The following is an 18,982-nucleotide window of genomic DNA, read 5'->3' on the forward strand; positions in this document are numbered from 1 at the left end:
TAGCTGCATTTTCCCTAACAGCGTTCAAGGGGCAGAAAGTGCCTTAAAAAAGCTCATGCCGCATTTTATTGTATTGCAGCAAGATTATACGCATATTTGGAAAGACTCTTTTTCTCCTGCTATGCTAATTGCCGAAAGAAAACGCAAGGAAAACATTTCCGAGTACATTGTTTACATGTACCAGACGGAAGATCTGCTAAGGGCTTATTTTTTTGATATTGAGGATCTTAAAAGAAATGTAATTGACCACTTGCCGGCAGAAGACCGGCAGGCGGCCCTGGAATGGTACACCGATCTGGCCCGGCGCATGCAAGAGCAGGGCCTGGAAAAAAGCGGGCACCTGAAGGAAACACAGGATTATGTAAAGCGGCTTTTCAACCTGCACGAGCAGCTCCTGAAAACCGATCAGCAGTACCGCCAGACCTATAGTAAAACGGCTGTGCACATCCGCAACAGCATGGAAGCCTCCGGCGGCACTATTACCAACCCGGTTCAGGCTGCCCTCAATGGTGTGTATGGCTACCTGTTGCTAAAGCTAAACGGCCGCCCCATAGACCAGGAAATTATGCCCGCCGTTACTGCATTTGGCGACCTGCTCTCTTACCTTAGCTTCCGCTGGCGTGAGCGGGAGCATTAAACATGCTGGTAAGCGGCCTTTTTCTCGCTGGTGCAGGACTGCTCCTGTTGGTTATTATTTGGCTGATAGGGGAAAAGCCCCCTGCCCCAGATGCCAAGCGCAGCCCCGGCATAGTGCTGGAGGTAAGAACAAGCAGCCAACAGCTTAACATTCGCTACCTGGCCGGTAAGGATACATTTACTATTCTGGTGCCTGCTGCGCAGGCCGGAGATTTTTATGTGGGCCAGCAAATACTTGTAGATTATAAGCCTGCAAATCCAGGGGTGCCTCTTGGCGTGCACAGTATTGCAGCAGCCAGGGGCAGGAAATTTTTACAGCTATTGATTGCCGTGTTGGTAATCCTGGCTGGTCTTGTGCTGATCCGGATGGGGTAAACTACTTCCTAATATAGCTATACCTCTCAATTAGTGCTACGCAATGTTGAAAGAACGTAACATGAAAAAATTTCGTTTCTTTGTAAGAAAGCATGATGCTATAAAGTTGGAAAATTTAGGACATATAGAGATACGAATAATTGGTAAAACAGGTAATCTGGATTTAAAACCGGACAACTATGATATCAAAGAAATTATTGCTGTTCTTCAAGCAGCAGAGAACCTCCTGTTTCCTAACAATAAAAAAGACAGACCACTTATTAGCTACTCGATTGAAGAAGGATCTGTAAAACACATAATTAAAACAAGTTTTCAAGCAGTGATTGGCTTTAACGCTATCATTGGCCAGGTAGAAAGTACAAATTCAATTGATTTTTTAGAGAGTCAGTCGGCAAGAGCCTTAGAAACATTTCAAGAGAATGCTGTTAAGAAAGGATTTGAAATTGAAATCACCACTTCTTTAGAAAATTCACATAAACTTCTAATTGATAGAAGTACTACATTCTACAGAACTCAAAATGTTTGGGTTGACGCAGAATTCTATTTCTATGGGACTTTAACTAACGCAGGTGGAAAAAGTAAACCAAATATACATTTAGATACAGATGAATTTGGTTCATTAACTATAACCACAGACAAGGCCTATCTTCAAGAGAAAGAAGAGAACTTCTTATATAAAAAATATGGAGTAAGAGCACTGGGGAAACAAAATATTGAAACTGGTGAACTAGACAAAACCAATCTACAACTAATTGAGCTAATTGATTTTAATCCAAAATTTGACAAATCATATCTCTCATCTTTGATGAAAAAAGCGTCAAACAGTTGGAAGGGAGTTACAGACGCCGATGATTGGATGAGCCAGCTTAGAGGAGGTTATGACGCATAGTGTACTTCTAGATACAAGCTTTTTCATTAGGCTTCTTAATGAAAATGATAAGCTGCACCATAATGCTCTTGGATATTTTAAATATTTCCTTGAAAATGATATTGTCCTAAAATGCTCTACAATTTCAGTAGCTGAATACTGCGTTGGTGGCCATTTCGATGAATTACCATGGAAAAATTTGCAAGTTTTGCCTTTCAATGTGAATCATGGAATTAGAGCTGGAGAGTTTGCAAGGATAGTATTTACACATAAAGGAAGATTGCAGCTTGATGACAGAAATATTATTCCTAATGATTCAAAGTTATTTGCTCAGGCTGACTCAGATAAATCTGTAACCCATTTTGTGACATCAGATCAGAAGAGCAAAAGCATTTATAATATTCTTAAGGAATATATAGATCCTCACTTTGAAATAATAGATATCAATATGCCATATCATGAAACCTATGGTATAATTGACTTTGGAATATAACACAAAGTAGAACAAAGGATTTAAGTACTCCCCACAGGCTTATTGCTGCTTACCAGCAAACATACGCTAAAGACCCTACCTCACCTGTTGAGAAAGCTTGTTAAAATCAGGGCAAATATAGAAATGGTTGGAATCAATGTAATGCATTATCATCAGCCCAGCCCTCTCATCATCGTAGTCCGCCCTGCTGTTATATAAGCCTACTGTAGCTTTCCTTGTATTCATTTTTCAAATACCTTCCCTTATTTAGCTTACCGGAAGATCAGCAGAAATCCATACCCATAAGAAGCCGGACGTTTATTAAAATATGCAGGTATTTGTGTATCAGGTTAGTTTTTTGTCAGATCTGTTTGTCAGAAAATCCTGATATCAGAGCATCGTCAGTCGGCCCAGGTACTGATCGTGTTCCGGACCAGCCAGCAGATCAAAGTTAAAGCCCATATCTCTGGCTACTACCGAAAGCAGCTCCATGTCTACATAGAGCCAGGTAAATTTCTCGCCTCGCTCACCTTTATATTCATACTGATAATCTATTTCGCCATGGTAGCGGTCTTCCGGCACGGGCACACCTCCCTCATAGAGATAGGTGATATCGGAGCTGTCGAAGAGAATTTGTCCGCCCGGTGCCATCATGGACTGCAGTTGCATCAGCAAGCCGGGCAGATCGGGCAGTGTACCGGCAATGCCCAGGCCGTTCATCATCAGCAGCAGGGTATCCCACTGCACCCCCTCCAGCTCCCAGAGGTCACCCATCAGCACATCTTTAACGCCACGCAGGCGCATTACTTCGCAGCTTAGGGGAGAGTTTTCAAGAGCTGTTACCTCAAGGCCCTTTTCCTGCAGCACCAGCGGAAAAGCGCCGGCACCTGCGCCAACCTCAAGCACCCGGCCCCTGCAGTACTGCAGTGCCTGGCGCTCCAGCTCCGAATATTTGCGGGGGTCTCTGAAAAAAACAGAAACCGGCATGCGCTCGGGAGGTCCGTAGCTGGTGTGCAGCCTTAGGTGCACTTTTTTATCTTTTTTCAGCCAGTAGTCCATAATGGCCTGGCCCTGTACATCTGCTGCCATCGTTAGCTGGAATGATCTGCTACTATAACCCATTTGCCATTGCGTTCTTCCCACACCAGGGAAAAATGCCCCTCCAGATCGCCAATGCTGCGGGCCAGGTGCCATTTACCAACCACCAGCCAGGCTTTGCCTCCCTCTAAAGGCTTCACCACTTTTATATCAAAAGCAAGCTTGCCCATGGCTTCGGCACCGGCATAATTCTTTTTGTAGTTATCGAGCGTTTGCTGCCAGCCCCAGGTAAGCCCGCTTTTGCCGATGAACAGCAGCGAATCACTTTTCCAGTAGCCCTGCATAAAGCTTTCCAGGTCGCCCCGGTTCCAGGCTTCTGATTGTGCCTGCAGTGTTTTGGCTATTTCCTGCCGCGGCTTTTGGGCATAGGCGTAAGGCATTAGCAGAATAATAAGTGCGGGCACTAAAGCTGCCAGTTTACGTAATTTCATGTTTTAAACCCCAGTTTCCTCAAACTTCCATCTTAAATACCATTTCTGCAAAATTTCAGACCGTATAGCCGCAGCAATTATCTGGTTGAGCCTACATTTTACTGATAATTGTCATGTTTTGAGCTGCAGCATAGGAATATCTTTGCAGTATGGAAAAAGACATCACTACTCCTGGAGATATACGCTTACTGGTTAACACCTTTTACGATAAGGTACAGGCCGATCCGCAGCTGGGCCCTGTATTCAATGAGGTAGCAAATGTTAACTGGAGTACGCACTTACCCATTATGTATACTTTCTGGGAAAACCTGCTGCTGGGCAGCGCACGCTATACGGGCCGCCCTTTCCCCAAACATGCACCCCTCCCCATCAATACCCAGCACTTTTTACAGTGGATTAACCTGTTTGAGGCTACGGTAAACGAACTATTTAGCGGAGAAAAAGCAGAAGAAGCAAAAGGCAGAGCACGGGCTATTGCGCTGGTATTTATGGGCAAAATGGGCTTCCTGCAGGAAGAAGGCTGGTCGAGCCCGGAAAATAGAATTCAGTAGTCTTGCTGAAAACAAGTTTCAGGTAATAAGTATTATGTATTGGGTATCGGTACCTGGCATTGCAGTCAAACGCAGTGTGACAGCAGTTCAGGGGCCGTATTAAAGTGCACAGGTGTGGCAGCCGCTGCTCATGCACTACTACCCAGCCAAATTCAAAATAGTCAATTTTTAGCCTGAACATCATGAAACGTACAATAGGTATCATAGGTATTGGTGCTGTAGGAACCAGCGTAGCCATTTCTGTACTGCATACCGGCATTGCAGATGAACTACTGCTCTTCGATGCCCGCCAGGAGCGTGCCGAAGGTGAAGCCATGGATATGGCCCACGGGGTATCGTTTTACCCCACTGCCACTGTACGCCCCGCTACCCCGGAACAAATGCTCGAAGCAGATGCCATTGTAATAGCTGCCGGCCGTGGCGGTAAACCTGAAGAGTCGCGCCTTGACCTACTCAAGGATAATGCACGCATCATCCGGGAACTGGGCGAAAAGCTGAAAGGTGCCAAAGGCCTGCTGATCATGATAGCCAACCCTGTTGATGTACTCACTTATGTGCTTCAGAAGGCATCTGGATTACCAGTAGAACGTGTTATTGGCACAGGTACCATGCTGGATACTGCACGGCTCCGCCAAATCCTGGGTAAGGAGCTGGGGCTGGAGTCAGACTCTATTCACGCCCAGGTAATTGGAGAACATGGCGACTCAGAAGTGGTGCTCTGGTCTGGCGCAGAAATTGGTGGCGCCCTCTTAAGAGACTGGTCCGGCTGGACTACAGAAAAAGAAGAAAGGATAGCCAGCGAGGTGAAATCTGCCGCTCATGAGATTATTAAACGCAAAGGTGTTACCAATCATGCCATTGGCCTTGTTACAGCCGCCCTGCTTAAATGGGCAGTACGGGGAGAAAGGCGTGTTTTAACTGTTTCGCGGGTGCAGGAAGGTACCTTCGGCTTGAACGATGTTGCCATCTCCCTGCCCACTATTGTAGGTTCTGATGGAGCTACCCAGGTGCTGGAACCCCAGTTGAATGAGCAGGAGTTTCAGGCACTGAAGCATTCTGCAGAGGTAATCAGGAAAGCAATCAGGTCTATTGAGGATTAAACTGGCGCTTTATACCTCACCCACTGCTCTTCTTTTTTGAGGTGCAGGGAGCTTGGCAGGGGCTCTGCATGAGTACAGGCCGTTGTTTAAATCGCTATCAGCCCTTGAAGAGATGCTGCTTTTCAAGCACAGAAAGCGAGTGTTTATTTACTTGCTTTCTCCTTTTTTATCATATATACTCCTTTATCCCCTGAATGGCCTGGCAATTACCTGCACCAGGCGCTTTTCCTTTTCCCAAAAAAAGCGAAACTGACCAAGCAGTGTGCCATATACTAAAATGAGCACCTGGTAGGCCGGGAAAATAAAGACCAGGTAGGCAATGGCTTTAAGCCAGAACTCCGTTTGCTCATTGAAGCCCAGGGCTCCGAAATACCACTGTTTTAACACCACCACAGAAGAGCCTGCCAGTGAAAAAGTAAGCAGTATGAGCAGTACCTGCCAGCTGCTTGTTAATCCCCATTTATTTTTAAGTCTGTTCATATCTGTTGTATTGAGTAGTGGGTGTTGAGTGTTGGATATTTTTAGATGGTTTTGCTGAAGATCTGGGTGGTTGGCTTGTTTCGCCAGAGGCGGGCATCCAGGGCCATGCAGATGTTGCGCACAAATGGCTTGGCATGTTCATGCACCTGTACAGAATCGCCCTCTACCCTGATCAGGCCGTCGGCAGCCAGCTCTTTCAGCCGTTCCCTGGCTTCTACCAGTGCAAAAGTCTTCAGCTCATCCTGAGTCCAGGTGGTCTGAAAGCGGCACATGATGTTCAATATATGCTGACGCACCACTAGGTCTTCGTGGTTCAGGATGTGTCCTTTGAAAATAGGAAAGCGGCCTTCGTTTACAGCATCCTGGTACTCTTCAACCTTTTTCAGGTTCTGGCCAAAGGCAGTCCAGGTATCGCTGATGGAGGAGCAGCCCAACCCTACCATTAGTTTGGTCTGTGTAGTGCTGTAGCCCATAAAATTGCGGTGCAAAGTTCCATTGCCTGCCGCCTGGCTAAGCGAGTCAGATGGCAGGGCAAAATGGTCCATGCCGATCTCGAGATATCCCTGCTGCTCAAAAAGGTTTTTACCCATTTCATACAGCCCGCGCTTTACCTCATCAGTGGGCAGGTCGGCTTCGGTATACCGGCGCTGGCCGGGACTGGTCCAGGGCACGTGGGCATAGCTGTAAAAAGCTATTCTGTCGGGCCGCAGGCTGTTTACCATGGCAATGGTTTTACGCACACTTTCTGCCGTTTGCAGGGGCAGGCCGTAGATCAGGTCGTAGTTGATAGAAGTGTAACCAATATGGCGAGCCTGCTCGGTTACCCGCAGTACATTTTCGTAAGGCTGTATGCGGTTAATGATGGCCTGCACCTGCGGATCAAAATCCTGTATGCCAAAGCTCACCCGGCGAAAGCCCAGCTCGAATAAAGTTTGCAGGTGTTCTTCGGTAGTGTTGTTCGGATGACCTTCAAAGCTGAATTCAGCCCCTTTGGCTACTTCAGCCCCTGCCGTAATGCCCTTTATCAGGCGCTTCAGGTTATAAGGACTAAAGAAAGTAGGGGTGCCCCCGCCCAGGTGCAGCTCACGGATCAGCGGCTTTTCACCAAACAGTTCCAGGTAAAGCTGCCATTCCTTCAGCAGGGCAGTTATATAAGGATCTTCAACTTTATGATTAATGGTAATGCGTTTGTTGCAACCACAGTAGGTACAAAGCTTTTCGCAAAAAGGCAGGTGTATGTAAAGGCTGATGCCCTGCTCGCGGCTGTCATCGAAAGCCTCTTTAACCTGCTGTTTCCACTCCGCTTCTGTTGGCGGCACTTCATTCCAGTAAGGCACGGTTGGATAACTGGTGTACCTGGGGCCCGGAACGTTATATTTTCTGATGAGTTGAATATTCATCTTAGTAGTAGTTTATAGTTGGAGTAGTGGTTTGTATCTTATTCCTGATGTGTGGTAGTTGAAGAGCAGGAGAATAAGATTTATAAATAATAATACCTGATACTATTTTATTAGCTGGTATAGTTAGCCGCTGCGGTCCCTTACCTGGGTTTGCGCTATTGCTGACCACAAACTGGGATTCCTTTTTCTACCCAGGCCAATACCGGGCTTAGGTAAGGAATACCCAGCTCCAGCCCCCGCGCCACCAATGCCAGCCCCATTACAAAAGCCGCCGTAGGTGCAAGCCGCCGCAGCTGCAGCTGCCAGCCGCCCCGGAGCCAATTGCCCGCCACCACAACAACCAGCATGGCAGGCAGTGTACCCGCACCAAAAGCCGCCATATAGGTAGCACCTGTTACAGCAGAGCCTGTTACCAGTGCTCCTGCCAGCCCCAGGTACACCAGACCACAGGGCAGTAAACCATTCAGCAACCCCAGCAAAAAGCCAGATAGTTTATAGCGGCGCCTTAATACGGCAGCCATACTTTGCTTAAGCCTGTACAGGGGTTTCCCGAAGAAACCTGCACCACCTACAAAGCGCTCCACACGGCTGGGAGACAGGGCAAACAGCAGCAGTAAAATACCGCCGGCTACTGATAAGCCCTGTTGCCAGCCAGCCAGCGCAATGCTCTGCCCCAGCGCCCCCACCACAGCACCAAGTGCAGCATAGGTAAGCAGGCGCCCTGCCTGGTACAGCAGGCGGCCCTGCAGCCAGGCAGCACTTGTTTTTCCGGCAGGCACCGCCAGGGCCAGCGGGCCACACATGGCTACACAGTGCATGCTTCCCAGAAAACCAATTAAAACCGCTGACCAGAACTGCATCTTAATTTATGTTGATAGCTTCTTCTGTATAAAAAGACTTTTCACCTGCTTTCCAGTCTATTTTCAGGCGGTATAAACCAGCAGGCAAACCAGCTAAGTTAAGCTGCTGTTTGCCTGCGGCATCGGGAGCAACGGCAACCCTGCGGTCGTACTGCGCATCAGAAGGACGAAACATTTGAATTTCTCCGCTTACATTTCCTTCCCTCACAGGAAACACAACCGCAACATTGCGGCCTTCTACCTGTACCTGTACAGGCTGTGCAAGCAACCGTGCATTTCGCATCTTATCCATCTGCGACTCGTAGCCAAGCTCCTGCTTATAATAATCTTCTGTTACAAGATCAATATTTTCTTTGCCGCTCCGGTAGGCCAGGTAGCCCATAAAGCTTACAAAGCAGCAGAAGAAAAGAATGATCCCGTGACCCCAATTGAATTTTTTCATGATACTGTGTAGTAAGTATTTAGTGTGGAGACCGGGGGAAGCTGCTAACTGACGCATGAAGGTATTTGCCTTCGCTCCCCTGTCTTCTTTACTTACACTACAAATTTCGCCAGGAGCGGGAGGATCGGGTATGAGGGGAATCACTGCAAAAACTGATATATATCAGCTTTTCACAAAAAAACCGGTCTTACTGACCGGCTTTTAGACATATATGAAGTGAAAAATGACTTATTAAATTACCCTTAATTAACCGGTCCCATAAATTTTGTCTTCAGGGTTTCCAGTTGTTCTTCGCCCCTGAATACACCTATGGTTAACTTTTGTGAAGCTTTCTCAATAGATTCTTTTGGGATCAGAATAAACAGGGCGCCCTCTGCAACACCACCTCCCGGCACCTCTATGCCTGATTGGTTACCGATCAGCTGTATTTCACCTGCTTCATTCAGCAACCTGAAGGTAAGAGGCACTGCCTCCTGGGTTTTATTGATGATTTTGTAGTTGTAGAGGTTGCTGATGTAGCCTCCCTCCTGCTCCTGGTAGAGCATGCCCGGCGTACGCAACAGGCTGGTTTCTAACTGTCCTCTCATAAACAGCAGGCCCATAAACAGAACAGATAACACCCCTAATAAGGCAGTATAAGCAATGCTCCTTTTAGTCCAGTGCATGCCGGTGCGGCCTTCCACCAGATTAGCTTCAGATTCGTAGCGGATAAGGCCTTTGGGCAAGCCAACATTTTCCATGATGCTATCGCAGGCATCGATACAGGCGGTACAGTTAATACACTCCAGCTGGGTGCCATTGCGGATGTCGATACCGGTAGGGCAAACGCTTACACAAAGCTTACAATCCACACAATCGCCTTTGTCAACTGCTTTGCGGTCTTCTCCTTTTCGGAATTTGCCTCTTGATTCGCCACGGGTATAATCGTAGCTGATTACCACAGACTGGCGATCCAGCAGCACACCCTGCAGGCGGCCATAGGGGCAAACGGTAGTACAAACCTGCTCCCGGAAGCTGGCAAACACCCAGTAAAAAACACCTGTAAAGATAAGGATAGACACTAAGCCGGCAATGTGAGCAGCCGGCGGATCGGTTACAATATCAAGCAGTTCTTCACTGCTTATGATGTAGGCCAGGAAGGTATTGGCAATCAGGAAGGAGATAGCAAAAAAGATTGCATGTTTACTCCCTTTCTTCAGTATCTTTTCCTTATTCCAGTCCTGCTTATCAAGCTTTTTCTGGGCGGTATTATCACCTTCTATCCAGTATTCAATTTTACGGAAAACCATTTCCATAAAAATGGTCTGGGGGCATACCCAGCCACAGAATACCCGCCCATATACCACTGTAAAGAGCACAATAAAGATTAGCCCCACTAGTGACGCCAACACAAAAAGGTAGAAATCCTGTGGCCAGAAGATCTGCCCGAATATTACAAACTTGCGCTCCACTACATTTAACAGCAGCAGAGGCTGCCCGCCAATGCGGATAAAGGGGCCAGAGAACAGGATCGCCAGTAACACCCAGCTAACACAGCTACGATAATTAGTAAATTTTCCTTTTGGCTTTTTAGGGTAAACCCATACACGTTTACCTTCCCTGTCTACTGTAGAAATACTATCCCGGTAGCTCTGCGGATCAAACGGTTTACCTTTATATACAATGCTCATTTTATTAGTTATAGTAGAGTTGATCGCCGCAGCAGTCTGCTGCGGCGATCCCTCCCTCAAAACTATCTTTTAAACTCTTCGCCTTGCGGCTCTTTTGCATTGGCAGGATTGCTGCCTTCTTTGCTGATAATAAAGCTTGCCAGCTGCTGGATCTGCTCGGGGCTAAGCTGGGCTTCCCAGCTGATCATACCTTTTTGCGGCACACCCTTTTTGATGGTCTTGAACACATCTTTCACATCTCCGCCATGCAGCCAGTACACGTCTGTTAGGTTAGGACCTACACCACCCTGCAGTTCGGCACCGTGGCAGGCACCGCAGTAAGAGCTGTAGGTTTTAGCACCTTCTGCCAGGGCAGCCTCGTCGGTAAGCAACTCAACATTAGTCTCGTCGATGGCACCGCCTTTTTCTGCCAGGTAAGCTTCTACTTCCAGCTGGGCCGCCAGTACTTCCTGCTCATACTCCTGGTCCTGCAGAGGTGCCCAGTCGAGCACGTGGTAAGCTGCCAGGTACACGACTGAAAACACAATGGTAGCATAGAACATGGCTTTCCACCAGGGTGGCAGGTTGTTATCCAGCTCACGGATGCCGTCGTATTCGTGGTCGGTCATTACCTCATCCTCGCGCTCCAGCGGAACGGCATCGGTTAGTTTAGACCATACGCTTAGCTTTTGTGCTTGCTGAGCTGTAGCTGCTTCGGTTGCTGTTGCTTCTGCACCTTCGGGCTTCAGCATTACCTTTCTCATCACAACTACGGTGTACAGCAGCACCAGTGTGCAGATCAGGATCAATCCGGCCAGTACTACAGCTAATCCCAATAAAAGATCTGTCTGGCTGATGCCGGTAGCCGCCGCGCCTGAAGTTCCTGCAGCCTGCTGTGCAGATGCCAGCATTGGCAGTGTGCTTAAACCAAGGGCAGCCATCATGCTTTTATATTGAATGCTTCGCTTCTTCATGATTTAGCTTTTTTGTTGTGCTGGAATTGTTAATTCTTCCTCATCAAGCGGCATGGCCGATAGTTCCGTGATGTGCTCCTTCTTTGTTTTCACTACCACAATCAACAATAGTGTAAAGAAGATGAAGAAGATCAGGAGGGAGATAATAGGATAGAGTTCTATCCCGATTATCGTCTCCATATGGTGTTTTATGAACTTAAGCATGATTACTTCTTGATTTCAGGTCTTACTTCGTAAGGCTTTACTTCTTTTTCTGGATCGGCCTTGATATCGGTACCCAGGCGCTGCAGGTATGCAATAAGGGCGATGATCTCCTTGTCGCTGCTTACTTTCACACCGCTTTGCTCCAGTCGGGCTGCTATTTCTTCGGCCTGCAGCTTCAGGTCATCAACGGCCTTGTCTTCGTAGCCTTCGGGGTAAGGAACACCCATGGTGCGCATGGCACTGATCTTGGCGCCGGTTTTGCTGGTATCCAGCGCTTTTTCGGCCATCCAGGGGTAGGCTGGCATAATGGAGCCCGGCGACATGCTCTCCGGATCAATCATGTGGTTGTAGTGCCAGCTGTCGGGATATTTGCCACCTTCGCGGAGCAGGTCCGGACCGGTACGCTTAGAGCCCCACAGGAATGGGTGATCGTAAACAAACTCACCTGCTTTGGCATACTCGCCGTAACGCTCGGTTTCGGAGCGGAATGGCCTTACCATCTGGCTGTGGCAGTTATTACAGCCTTCTTTGATGTAGATGTCGCGACCTTCCAGCTCAAGGGAGGTGTAAGGTGCTACAGAAGCAATGGTTGGCACATTAGATTCTACCAGGAAGGTAGGCATCATTTCTACCAGGCCACCAATCAGGATCACCACAAGGCTACCCACCATCAGCTGCACAGGGCGGCGCTCAATCCAGCGGTGCCAGTGCTCACCTTCGTGTCTTTCGTAGGTATCGCTAAGCGGAGCGGCTTCGGCCTCTTCGTTGGCTACAAAGCTACCGGCTTTGGCTGTTTTGATCAGGTTATAGGCCATGATGAACAGACCCAGGATAAAGAGCGCACCACCAAATGCACGCAGGGCATACATAGGCTTCATTTGCGTTACAATCTCCAGGAAGTTAGGATATGCCAGCAAGCCTTCTTTGGTAAACTCTTTCCACATCAGGCTTTGGGTTAAGCCAGCCCAGTACATAGGTACGGCGTAGAAAAGAATACCCAGGGTAGCAATCCAGAAGTGCCAGTTGGCCAGCTTAACAGAGTAAAGTTTGGTATTCCACATGCGCGGGAACAGCCAGTAAAGCATACCAAAGGTAAGCATACCGTTCCAGCCCAGGCCGCCTACGTGTACGTGGGCAATAGTCCAGTCGGTAAAGTGGCTAATGGCGTTGATGTTTTTCAACGACAGCATAGGGCCCTCGAAAGTAGCCATACCATAAGCAGTAAGGGCTACCACCATAAACTTCAGCACAGGCTCCTCGCGCACTTTATCCCATACACCACGCAGGGTTAACAGACCATTAAGCATACCACCCCAGCTTGGGGCAATCAGCATTACAGAGAACACCACACCCAGCGACTGTGCCCAGTCGGGCAGTGAGTTATACAGCAGGTGGTGCGGGCCAGCCCAGATGTAAAGGAAAATGAGCGCCCAGAAGTGAATGATAGACAGGCGGTATGAGTAAACCGGACGGTTGGCAGCCTTAGGCACAAAGTAGTACATCAGGCCCAGGTAAGGCGTAGTAAGAAAGAAAGCCACGGCATTGTGGCCATACCACCACTGCACCAGCGCATCCTGCACACCTGCGTACCAGCTGTAGCTCTTCATGAAAGAGATAGGAAGCTCAAAAGAGTTTACAATGTGCAGTACCGCTACGGTTACAAAGGTTGCAATATAAAACCAGATGGCTACATACAGGTGGCGGGTACGGCGCTGCAGAATGGTTGCAAACATATTGTAACCAAATACTACCCACATCAGGGTAATGGCAATGTCGATGGGCCACTCCAGCTCTGCATATTCTTTAGAGGTGCTGAAGCCTAATGGCAGTGTAATGGCTGCGGCTACAATAATCAGCTGCCAGCCCCAGAAGTTAACGCGGCTTAGGGTATCGCTGTACATGCGGGTTTTGCAAAGCCGCTGCAGCGAGTAGTACACTCCCGTGAAGATACCATTGCCTACAAAGGCAAAGATTACCGCATTGGTGTGCAGCGGGCGAATACGCCCGAAGGAGGTATATTCAATACCAAAATTCAATGCCGGAAATACAAGCTGAAGCGCTACGAATAGCCCCACCAGCATCCCCACTGCTCCCCATATTATGGTGGCGTAGGCGAACATCCGAACAATTGCATTGTCATAAGAGAAGCGTTCCAGCTCCAGCCTTGGCGGCTTGTGACCGGCGGTTGCTTCCTGTGTTAATACGCCTGTACTCATAGGTTTCGGAAAATTATTTAGTAGTAGTTTGTTTTTGGGCAGGTTTATCTTCGAATAACATCCTCACGGAGGGGGTGTAATCATCCTCGTACTGGCCAGATCGGGTGGCCCAGAGAAAAGCCACCAGGAAACCGATAGCTACCAGCAGGCTTATTCCGATCAGCAGAAACAATGCACTCATATTTTACACTTGTTTACACTACAAATCTCCCCAGATAGCAGCAGCTTAGGTATGACAGCCATCACCACAAAAACTGATATATATCAGCTTTGATGATCATCTCTGAAAAGAGGAAAAAAACAGGCAACAGGCATAAGAAGCTATGGTACAAAATGTTATGCCCGTAAAACTGAAAATATTCCTGCAATGCAGGCAGTGATGCGCTTGCGAAGTTTTAGGTGTTTTTTATACTTTAGGGGTTTAATCCCAAGGCTATGTTTGTTCACCACGTATTTTTCTGGTTAAAGAATTTTTAATTCTTTTATCGTGGTGCTTATCAACTACTTACATTTAGTAAAATAGTAAAGTAGTAAAGGATTAGTAAAATAATGGAGTAGTTGGGTAGAATAGACAAGCGGAAATAACATGCTTGTCTATGCTGGTTAGAAAATCCAGTTCACCCACACCTAATATATAGTATCAGCCTATCAGCATTTATCAATGGCGTAGAATGAAAAAGGACTGCAACACCAACAGTCCTTTTTCATTCTCCATTTATTTTGAATTAAAGACCTATTTATCTGAATTTATTAGAATTATTTTTTTGGGTACTTATGGTAAAAAGTACACTAAGTATAACCAGATGGGCTTTTATGGCTGGTATAGTGGTTATTTCTGGTTTGTGTGCCTGTGGTTGGTTAGGTATTCACGGATTTAACCAGCATCACTATAAATCAACCATTTTAATAAGTATTAGTATGTTTAAGTTAGTTTAAGATATGATAAATAGAAAAGTGGTTTAAAATGTAACATTAACCTATATAATAAGAAAATATGTTACAAATCAAACCACTTTCAATAATTCTAATATTATAACTTTCGAATGATTGTATAATTTAAAAAGTTTGATGAAGCAGAATAATCAAATAGTACTCCCAAACTTTTACTTATATAGTTCTTTGAAGTAGTAGTAAAACCAGCCTTTACAATTAAATCTTTCAACTCTTTGTTAGTATAAGTAGTATTTACTTGTATTTGCTTCTCAAGATTTTTCAATCTTTGGTAGTTAACTAATGCAGAGTTAGATACTTGATTACCAGCTTTGATTTCCTTCTCAACTAAATTATACTTAATTCTACTCTCTACTATATCATAATCTTTTTTAGATGTTAACAAATTTTGTTTCTTTATTTCATCATTAGAAAGGTATTGAGAAAGAAATATATACTTTTTCTCAAGTTCATCGGTCGTACTATCAAGATGCTGATTAAAAGTGTGTGTTCCTTTGAACATTGAATCTATAATACTTTCAATCTTTAACTTTTTCTCTTTGCGAACGTTCCTGCCTACCTGCTTAATTTCCTTAACATCTTCTTTATCTATTGATATACTATCTGCTTCAACTTCAATAAAATTAAACTGTTCCAGATAATGTTTTAACACCCTTACATTACTCCTAATATTATCATTCAAAGTTTGGTAGTTATTGTACAATAAACAGTAGCTATCTTTCTGGTACTCCCCGTTAACGTCTTCAAATACATAATCTAAACTGTTTACTATTTTATCGACATTAGCAGCATTAAAACACCAATCCCTATTTTTATTCTTCTCTCTTGCTTGTTCCAGATGTTTTAATTCTAAATCCATCCTTGCTTTCAATTCCTCATTATCGGGTAACTGTATCTGCCCTAATTTTCCAGAATGAATTATTTTAATGGCTGGTACTTGCTTTCTGAAACGTGCGGTAAACTGTACATAGTCTATCAGTGTTGAACCACTACCAAACGTAATTACAGCCTCTCTGTCACACTCATTTATATTTACACCAGCTTGTATTACGCAAGTTGTTAAAAGCACATCATACCCGTTTAAACTGGCGTTTTTCGTTATGCCTGTGTATTCCAGCCTATCTTTCTTATCACTGGATACATACGCCACTTTTAAACCTCTAACCTCTGTTAAGAAGGTGTAAAGTTTATCAAGTTCGGTTTTATCATTTTTGTAAAATACGTTGAGTTTACCAGCCTCCAAACCGCTAATAAAGTAATCTTTGTTAGATACCTTTTCATCAAGTCTAATTAACTGGTACTGGTATTTAAATCTGTTTACCTTCTCAAAACTTAGAAGGTTTTCTGGTGAATATTTACCCTCTAATGGTAGCATACTACCAGATAGATAGATTATGTACTCGTAGTTGTTTAACTGTCGTTGGATGTCTTGTATCGTGTTACTCTTATACCCGTAATCACTTACTAAACTATGGGCTTCATCAATCACTAATAGCTTTGATTGCCTATCCTGGATTTTGTTAATAGAGTTGTAGCAACATGCCAGAACATCAGCTTTAACCATATCAACAGTTAATGCCCTACGCCCTGTAATTCCTGATATATCTGCTTGCTGTTCCACCAGTGCAGTAGTAGGCATGATAATATCAGTCTTGAGATTTAATTCACTTGCCAGTGCTTTAACCAGTGTTGTTTTACCGCTACCCGTTGGTGCATCAATAAACAGTATCCTTTTATCCAGTAGATTAGATTTTATCAAATCCTTCTGTTCGGTCAGATAATGGCTAATTTTTAGCTGACTTTGATTCTGGTCCACCGGACCAGAATCTAACGGCTTATACTCTTTAAAATAGTTCTTCCAGTTGTACGCCAGTTTTTCGGGTATGCTTTTAGCATTATAATCGTTTGTATACCTGCCATTAATGAAAGTCAGTAATTCCGTTAAGCATTCGTTAAACGAGATACCAAACTTTTTAACCTTACAGATTTCCAGCAGGAATTTATTTCTTTGACCGTCTATCCAATCAACACCAGAAGCTTGCAGGGTATTTATAAAACTGTCAAATAAAGATTTGATGTTTTCAGTATTAACAGCACTATAATCAAAACTATCTACTTCTGAATTACTGGTACTACTATCTGTTACTAAGTGCTTATACTTCCTTATTATCTCACTTGCTGGTGCTATGTGCGATTCTTCATTGAGATATGCATCTGAATCATAAGAGAAGAAACATAGTCTGGTGTAGTCTATACATTGCATATCAGCATCTAAATCAAACTGACTTTTGAATGATAATGCCATGCATCTATAAAACTGGTCGTGTTCACTTTCGGTACAATCGGATTTAATAAAAACTTTCAAACCTTTACCAGAAGGGCTTTTAAATAATAGAAGTGTTGCTGGGTATTCCTTTAATCTATCATAAGCCTGTGTTACTTGCTGACTACTCATTTTATCAAAGTCAAACCCTAAAATTTGAGTATAGATTTTATCAGCCTTTTTGTCTCTTCTATCTTCAAAATCCGCAGATACAGTAAACGAGGGTAAACTAAGTTTTATGTACTCATATTCCTGTTTAGTATGGGTTTGTATATACTCAATTTTAGGTTTGATATTATCAACTTGATGTACACCACCACCAGATTTAATTACCTCAAACACCTGTTTTACATTAAGTGTATTGTATTTTTTGTAAAATGGGTTTGGGTTTAAATCACTTAGCCCGCTATTAGTATTTCGCCAGATTGATATACTTCTATCAACATGTTGCTTCGTTTCGTTATTTTTCATCAATTCATATCATTAATTTTTATAGGTTATTCACCAAAATTCGGCATTGCTTTTAGGTGAGTTGGATTACTTTCGCTATAAATTTCACCTTTCAGTATTGCGTAAAATGTCGGTTTACAAACGTTAAACATCTTCATTATTTCAACATTCGTATACACTCTATTTTTAGATAAATGGCGCATCTGTTGCGCTTGTTCATACGTGAATTTAACCGTATGGTAACCACGTTCTTTTTTAGTCGCCAGTTGTTTAGCTACCATTTTTGCTTTGCTTTCTGGTGTCCAGTTGTGCTTTCTCATTGTTATTAATTTATTTTTTGTGAGTTATTCCCCCCCTCTACCAATTTAAAGTAGTTAGTTGAAGTTTGTTTATCTTTTATACTCTAAAAACAGGCTTTGTTTGAAAAAAATAAAAAATATTTTTAATAAAACTTTTGATTTTTATAGAGTATAATAGTGTTAAATCGGTAGTTTTTCGGAAACAAATCCGAATTCCGTATTTATATAGGTATAGGGCAAACAAAAAATTAATAAATAACTAATGAAAATTTTTATAACAGATGAATTTAAAACAGCAACTAAACGTCTAAATGAGATTGTAGAGACCGTAAACCAGCAACTAAAAACAGTTGATAATAGCGTATTACGCATATATGAGGGTAAAACCTTATTAGAGGTTGAGGTATCGGATATTGCACAATTCCTTAAAAATAAGAAAGCTGAATCGTTAACAAGCTTTCAAGAACAGTTAGCGGTAGGTGTTGACCTTAGAAAGCAGATTAAACTAACGGATAAAGAAGCAAGCGACATTGCAACCGTTGATACCCTTATTAACTCTTTTAATCAGTTTGTTGGTGACCGTGGGTTACTGCATCATATCACAGTAAGCAAGGGTAAAGCATCAATAAATCATGCTGGTTTAGCTTATTTAGAAAGCCTGAAGATTACCCTTAACAAGAAAGAATTAAGGCTGTGGGAGTCAATCAACTCTATTAGAGATATGGTATACACTGACCACAACAGCAAGTTCTTACTATATAGAATATTCAACCCATCACAATTAAATGAACTGATACAGCAAACAGACTTTGATTTAAGGACATTTAAAAATACTGTACAACGCTACAATCTTAAATAAAAAATACTCTACACCAGATGCAGTTTCAACAAATCGTAAATAAGTACAACCGCCAAACTTTAAAAGCTGAAGGTTTTAATACTACTCCAAAATATAAATTGTCTGTTGTGGTAAGTGATGCAGAAAAAGAAAAACTGTTACCACTACTCAAAAAATACAACATTACCCTATCTGAATTCCTGCGATACTCAATACATGTACTTGCAGACCAGATTAAATAAAACTTCGTTTCGTTCATTTTTCAGTCAAATAAGGGGGCAGTGCTGGTACTGCATATCGCTGGTGCTACTCCCCTATTTAAATTCTTTGTTGTATTGTTGTATTAGCCGTTAGCTATGGGTGTG

At 44.1% G+C, this 18,982-nt stretch carries 20 protein-coding genes; 7 read left to right on the top strand and 13 right to left on the bottom strand.

Annotated features, from left to right (window positions below):
* Nucleotides 1-55 precede the first annotated feature (55 nt).
* The 4 genes from KWJ01_RS15705 (at nt 56) to KWJ01_RS15720 (ending at nt 2,372) form a co-directional block, all read left to right on the top strand.
* Nucleotides 56-637, top strand: a complete 582-nt coding sequence (locus KWJ01_RS15705) for a DUF4924 family protein (protein ID WP_224997642.1) — start codon at nt 56-58, stop codon at nt 635-637.
* Between the two features lie 2 nt (nt 638-639).
* The gene (locus tag KWJ01_RS15710) at nt 640-1,011 is read left to right on the top strand and encodes a hypothetical protein (protein WP_224997643.1); all 372 of its coding nucleotides are present in this window, start codon (nt 640-642) and stop codon (nt 1,009-1,011) included.
* A gap of 61 nt (nt 1,012-1,072) precedes the next feature.
* The gene (locus tag KWJ01_RS15715; RefSeq protein ID WP_224997644.1) at nt 1,073-1,900 is read left to right on the top strand and encodes a hypothetical protein; all 828 of its coding nucleotides are present in this window, start codon (nt 1,073-1,075) and stop codon (nt 1,898-1,900) included.
* The gene (locus KWJ01_RS15720) at nt 1,890-2,372 is read left to right on the top strand and encodes a PIN domain-containing protein (RefSeq protein WP_224997645.1); all 483 of its coding nucleotides are present in this window, start codon (nt 1,890-1,892) and stop codon (nt 2,370-2,372) included. Before KWJ01_RS15715 ends, KWJ01_RS15720 begins: the two co-directional genes overlap by 11 nt.
* A 369-nt stretch (nt 2,373-2,741) precedes the next feature.
* Here KWJ01_RS15720 and KWJ01_RS15725 read toward each other — a convergent pair whose 3' ends face one another.
* Nucleotides 2,742-3,440 (bottom strand): bifunctional 2-polyprenyl-6-hydroxyphenol methylase/3-demethylubiquinol 3-O-methyltransferase UbiG, encoded by a 699-nt coding sequence (locus KWJ01_RS15725; RefSeq protein WP_224997646.1) that lies wholly within the window; start codon nt 3,438-3,440, stop codon nt 2,742-2,744.
* A gap of 2 nt (nt 3,441-3,442) precedes the next feature.
* Nucleotides 3,443-3,880, bottom strand: coding sequence for a DUF4440 domain-containing protein (locus KWJ01_RS15730; protein ID WP_224997649.1), 438 nt, complete (start codon nt 3,878-3,880; stop codon nt 3,443-3,445).
* A gap of 149 nt (nt 3,881-4,029) precedes the next feature.
* Here KWJ01_RS15730 and KWJ01_RS15735 point away from each other — a divergent pair, with 149 nt between their 5' ends.
* Nucleotides 4,030-4,431: a group III truncated hemoglobin gene (locus KWJ01_RS15735; RefSeq protein WP_224997652.1), complete on the top strand. Its 402-nt coding sequence runs from the start codon at nt 4,030-4,032 to the stop codon at nt 4,429-4,431.
* A 182-nt stretch (nt 4,432-4,613) separates the two neighbouring features.
* The gene (locus KWJ01_RS15740) at nt 4,614-5,531 is read left to right on the top strand and encodes an L-lactate dehydrogenase (RefSeq protein ID WP_224997654.1); all 918 of its coding nucleotides are present in this window, start codon (nt 4,614-4,616) and stop codon (nt 5,529-5,531) included.
* A gap of 183 nt (nt 5,532-5,714) precedes the next feature.
* On the opposite strand, the gene KWJ01_RS15745 is transcribed toward KWJ01_RS15740, so the two are convergent.
* The 11 genes from KWJ01_RS15745 to KWJ01_RS15795 form a co-directional block, all read right to left on the bottom strand.
* Nucleotides 5,715-6,011: a DUF6787 family protein gene (locus KWJ01_RS15745; protein WP_224997657.1), complete on the bottom strand. Its 297-nt coding sequence runs from the start codon at nt 6,009-6,011 to the stop codon at nt 5,715-5,717.
* Between the two features lie 41 nt (nt 6,012-6,052).
* Entirely contained in the window at nt 6,053-7,411 is a 1,359-nt protein-coding gene (gene hemN, locus KWJ01_RS15750) for an oxygen-independent coproporphyrinogen III oxidase (RefSeq protein WP_224997658.1), read from the bottom strand.
* Nucleotides 7,412-7,566: 155 nt separating this feature from the next.
* Nucleotides 7,567-8,271, bottom strand: a complete 705-nt coding sequence (locus tag KWJ01_RS15755; RefSeq protein WP_224997660.1) for a sulfite exporter TauE/SafE family protein — start codon at nt 8,269-8,271, stop codon at nt 7,567-7,569.
* Between the two features lies 1 nt (nt 8,272).
* Nucleotides 8,273-8,713 carry a FixH family protein gene (locus tag KWJ01_RS15760; RefSeq protein ID WP_224997661.1) on the bottom strand — a complete coding sequence of 147 codons (441 nt, stop codon included), beginning with the start codon at nt 8,711-8,713 and terminating at the stop codon, nt 8,273-8,275.
* Between the two features lie 242 nt (nt 8,714-8,955).
* Nucleotides 8,956-10,383 (bottom strand): cytochrome c oxidase accessory protein CcoG, encoded by a 1,428-nt coding sequence (gene ccoG / locus KWJ01_RS15765; protein ID WP_224997662.1) that lies wholly within the window; start codon nt 10,381-10,383, stop codon nt 8,956-8,958.
* Between the two features lie 62 nt (nt 10,384-10,445).
* Nucleotides 10,446-11,336, bottom strand: a complete 891-nt coding sequence (locus KWJ01_RS15770) for a cbb3-type cytochrome c oxidase N-terminal domain-containing protein (RefSeq protein ID WP_224997663.1) — start codon at nt 11,334-11,336, stop codon at nt 10,446-10,448.
* A gap of 3 nt (nt 11,337-11,339) precedes the next feature.
* Nucleotides 11,340-11,516, bottom strand: a complete 177-nt coding sequence (locus KWJ01_RS15775) for a CcoQ/FixQ family Cbb3-type cytochrome c oxidase assembly chaperone (RefSeq protein ID WP_224997664.1) — start codon at nt 11,514-11,516, stop codon at nt 11,340-11,342.
* Between the two features lie 26 nt (nt 11,517-11,542).
* A complete protein-coding gene (gene ccoN, locus KWJ01_RS15780; RefSeq protein ID WP_224997665.1) occupies nt 11,543-13,756 on the bottom strand; it encodes a cytochrome-c oxidase, cbb3-type subunit I in 2,214 nt (737 codons plus the stop codon).
* 13 nt (nt 13,757-13,769) lie between these two features.
* Nucleotides 13,770-13,937 carry a cbb3-type cytochrome oxidase assembly protein CcoS gene (gene ccoS / locus KWJ01_RS15785; RefSeq protein ID WP_224997668.1) on the bottom strand — a complete coding sequence of 56 codons (168 nt, stop codon included), beginning with the start codon at nt 13,935-13,937 and terminating at the stop codon, nt 13,770-13,772.
* Nucleotides 13,938-14,786: 849 nt separating this feature from the next.
* Nucleotides 14,787-17,501 (bottom strand): BT4734/BF3469 family protein, encoded by a 2,715-nt coding sequence (locus tag KWJ01_RS15790; protein ID WP_224997671.1) that lies wholly within the window; start codon nt 17,499-17,501, stop codon nt 14,787-14,789.
* 26 nt (nt 17,502-17,527) lie between these two features.
* Nucleotides 17,528-17,800, bottom strand: coding sequence for a hypothetical protein (locus KWJ01_RS15795; RefSeq protein ID WP_224997673.1), 273 nt, complete (start codon nt 17,798-17,800; stop codon nt 17,528-17,530).
* A gap of 241 nt (nt 17,801-18,041) precedes the next feature.
* On the opposite strand from KWJ01_RS15795, the gene KWJ01_RS15800 reads away from it, so the two are divergent.
* Entirely contained in the window at nt 18,042-18,638 is a 597-nt protein-coding gene (locus KWJ01_RS15800; protein ID WP_224997675.1) for a hypothetical protein, read from the top strand.
* Nucleotides 18,639-18,982 lie beyond the last annotated feature (344 nt).

The sequence above is a fragment of the Cesiribacter sp. SM1 genome, from assembly GCF_020178975.1.
Lineage (GTDB): Bacteria > Bacteroidota > Bacteroidia > Cytophagales > Cyclobacteriaceae > Cesiribacter.